Origin of the sequence: Marivita sp. (assembly GCF_965656765.1) — a bacterium.
In the GTDB taxonomy this organism is placed as follows: Bacteria; Pseudomonadota; Alphaproteobacteria; order Rhodobacterales; family Rhodobacteraceae; genus Marivita.
Genome location: NZ_CBFHLV010000122.1, coordinates 1 through 3,052 on the forward strand (window position 1 = coordinate 1; position 3,052 = coordinate 3,052).

Sequence of the window (3,052 nt, forward strand, 5' to 3'; positions counted from 1 at the left end):
ACAGGTGCCGCGCCGATGCCGCTGATTGATCTGGTCGGGATGAGCATTCGCGAGGCGTTGCCGATGGTCGCGAACCTGCGTAATGCCTATGGTTTGCGCGACCGCATCCCCATTGTGGCAAGTGGCAAGCTGGTCAATCCCGGTGATGTGGCATGGGCTCTTGCGACCGGTGCGGATTTCGTCACGTCGGCGCGTGGCTTCATGTTCGCGTTGGGGTGCATTCAGGCGCTCAAGTGCAATCGCAACACGTGCCCAACCGGGATCACCACGCACAATCCTCGCTTTCAGGCGGGTTTGGTTGTGGAAGACAAGGAGCACCGTGTCGCGGCCTATGCCAAAGAGATCGTCAAAGAGGTCGAAACGATTGCGCATTCCGTTGGCGTTGCCGAACCCCGCTTGATGCGCCGCAGTCACGTTCGGGTTGTGCAACCCGATGGGCGAAGTGTTCTGATGTCCGACCTTTGGCCGCATGCGGAATTGTCCCGATCTCAATAGCAGATGACCCCGAAAGACCTTGAGCTTGGGATCATGCGGTGCTTACACAATTGACGAAACCGTTGGCTTCTGGTCCAAGGCATCAAAACTGCCCAATTATCAGGATGAAACGAGATGACCGCCGCAAAACGCATTGTGCTTTCTAGTGATCACGCTGCCATCCCTTTGCGCCAGACGATTGCGGAACACATCGCGTCTTTCGGATGGGATGTGGTGGATATTGGCCCGACAACGCCGGAAAGCACGCATTACCCTAAGCATGGCCAGGCTGCGGCTGAACGCGTCGCTTCGGGGGATTGCGCACTTGGGATCATCCTATGCGGCACCGGGCAGGGTATTATGATGGCGGCCAACAAGGTCAAAGGTGTGCGGTGCGGCGTGTGTTCTGACACATTCTCGGCCCGCATGATCCGTCAGCACAACGACGCAAACATTCTATCGCTTGGTGCGCGCGTTGTCGGTGAGGGGCTGGCGCTTGATATTGTCGAGGCGTTTTTGTCCGCAGAGTTCGAAGGCGGTCGCCATGCACTCCGCGTTGATATGATCGAAGGCTGAGGCCTTTTTCAGAAGGGTCGTCGCGACGTTTACATATCAAGTCGGGCAATCGCCGTTCGCAAACATTTCAAATTCACCACGCACACGTGAGACTAGTTGGTTTGGTCGCCTGAGGATGCGACTCTATATCCGTTAGAGACACGAAAAAGAGGACCTAATGGCGTATCGTTGGAAAAACAAACTGACCGCGGCAGATGTGACCCCATATTCCGCCTTCTTGAACCGGCGGCAACTTATTGCTGGCGTGGCAGCGGGGGGTATCGCTGGCGCGGTTCCGCGTGGCGTTCGCGCGCAAGACGCGCTTGAACCGAATGCGTGGGAAGACATTACCAACTATTGCAACTACTACGAGTTTGGCACCGGCAAAGAAGACCCTGCCCGCTATGCACAAGCCCTGACCATTGATCCTTGGACCGTTCGGATCGACGGTTTGGTCGATAAGCCAGGAGACTACAGCTTTGCGGATATTCTTTCGCAAATGACAATCGAAGAACGCATCTACCGTTTCCGATGTGTCGAAGCGTGGTCGATGGTCGTGCCTTGGAACGGCTTCGAATTGTCTGATCTTTTGGATTGGGTCGGTGTGCAGTCGCAGGCCAAATATGTTGCCTTTGAAACCGCGTTGCGCCCTGATGAAATGCCCGGAGTTTCGAGCCGCGTGCTGGATTGGCCCTATGTCGAAGGGTTGCGTTTGGACGAGGCGATGAACCCCCTGACCATGATGGCAACCGGCATTTACGGACGTAATATCCCTAAACAAAACGGCGCGCCTCTGCGTCTCGTTGTGCCATGGAAATACGGGTTCAAATCGATCAAATCCATTGTTCGGATTTCATTAGTTGAAGACGAGCCGCCCGCCAGCTGGAATGTCGCCAACCCACGTGAATATGGCTTCTACAGCAATGTGAACCCCGAAGTGGATCATCCACGTTGGTCACAAGCGACTGAGCGGCGGATCGGAGGTGGGTTGTTCGCCAAGCGTGAGCCGACACTGATGTTCAACGGCTACGAAGAGGAAGTTGCCGGTCTTTATTCCGGGATGGACCTACGGGAATTCTTCTGAGCCATGATTGACGATCTGAATTCTGTCATTCGGCGTGTTCCAGCATGGGGTTTGTACCTGATAGCACCTGTGCCGGTCATCTGGATCTACTATCTCGGATTGACTGGCGGACTTGGCGTCGATCCGGCGAAAACGATTGAGCATGAACTTGGGCTTTGGAGTCTATGGCTGCTGATCGCTGGTTTGGCCGTGACGCCCTTGCGGCAGTGGGGCGGGATTAACCTGCTCAAGTTCCGCAGAGCGATTGGGGTCATCACATTCTTTTACGTTCTGGCCCATCTTCTCACATGGCTTGTATTGGATGTGCAGCTGCAGGGTGTTTGGGCCGATATCATCAAGCGGTGGTACATAACTGTTGGAATGGCGGCGTTTGTTCTGATGGTGCCGCTCGTGATCACGTCCAACAATTTGAGCATCCGCAAGCTAGGTACTGCGTCGTGGCGCAAGCTTCACAAGCTGGTCTACCCGGTTGCATTACTGGGGGCAGTACACTTTCTACTGCTGGTCAAAGGCTTCCAATGGGAACCTGTTCTCTATGCAGTTTTGATCGGGGGGCTTTTGTTTAGCCGCGTGCCGTTCAAAAAGACGAGGCGTTTATTGGCCTCTCGGCTTGCCTGATCAGCCTTGCTTGCGGCGCAGCCGTTGGTATCTACAATATGTAGGCCGACGGGACAGAAAATTACACAAAACCAATCGCCGACGCTGCGATAATTTCTCTAAGCGACTGATTTGGCGGGAATATAAAAAAAGATGAAAAAATTGCGTTTTGGGTGATTTTTTCGCTTGCGGAGTTTGCGTGGTGGCCGTAAAAGCCCCTTCACCGGCGGCGCTGAGGCGCGCGTTGGGACGCCAGACGGGGCGGTTGGTTGAGAGACTGGCGCAAACGAGGCGGATAATTCAGGGGTATATGAGGGCGGGCGCGCCGGTAGTTTAGGGCCC

General features: G+C 55.0%; 4 protein-coding genes. All 4 read left to right on the top strand.

Annotated features, from left to right (window positions below):
• A partial coding sequence (locus ACTG4M_RS17255; RefSeq protein WP_439124906.1) for a glutamate synthase-related protein occupies positions 1–495 on the top strand: 495 nt, incomplete at its 5' end.
• Positions 496–609: 114 nt separating this feature from the next.
• On the top strand, positions 610–1,050 hold the full coding sequence (gene rpiB / locus ACTG4M_RS17260) for a ribose 5-phosphate isomerase B (protein WP_439124907.1): 441 nt from the start codon (positions 610–612) through the stop codon (positions 1,048–1,050).
• A gap of 157 nt (positions 1,051–1,207) precedes the next feature.
• Entirely contained in the window at positions 1,208–2,113 is a 906-nt protein-coding gene (msrP, locus tag ACTG4M_RS17265) for a protein-methionine-sulfoxide reductase catalytic subunit MsrP (protein WP_439124908.1), read from the top strand.
• A 3-nt stretch (positions 2,114–2,116) separates the two neighbouring features.
• On the top strand, positions 2,117–2,731 hold the full coding sequence (gene msrQ, locus ACTG4M_RS17270; RefSeq protein ID WP_439124909.1) for a protein-methionine-sulfoxide reductase heme-binding subunit MsrQ: 615 nt from the start codon (positions 2,117–2,119) through the stop codon (positions 2,729–2,731).
• Positions 2,732–3,052: the final 321 nt, after the last annotated feature.

Coding starts and splice junctions, on each gene's coding strand:
- rpiB (WP_439124907.1), top strand. CDS start 610: ATGACCGCCGCAAAACGCATTGTGCTTTCTAGTGATCACGCTGCCATC.
- msrP (WP_439124908.1), top strand. CDS start 1,208: ATGGCGTATCGTTGGAAAAACAAACTGACCGCGGCAGATGTGACCCCA.
- msrQ (WP_439124909.1), top strand. CDS start 2,117: ATGATTGACGATCTGAATTCTGTCATTCGGCGTGTTCCAGCATGGGGT.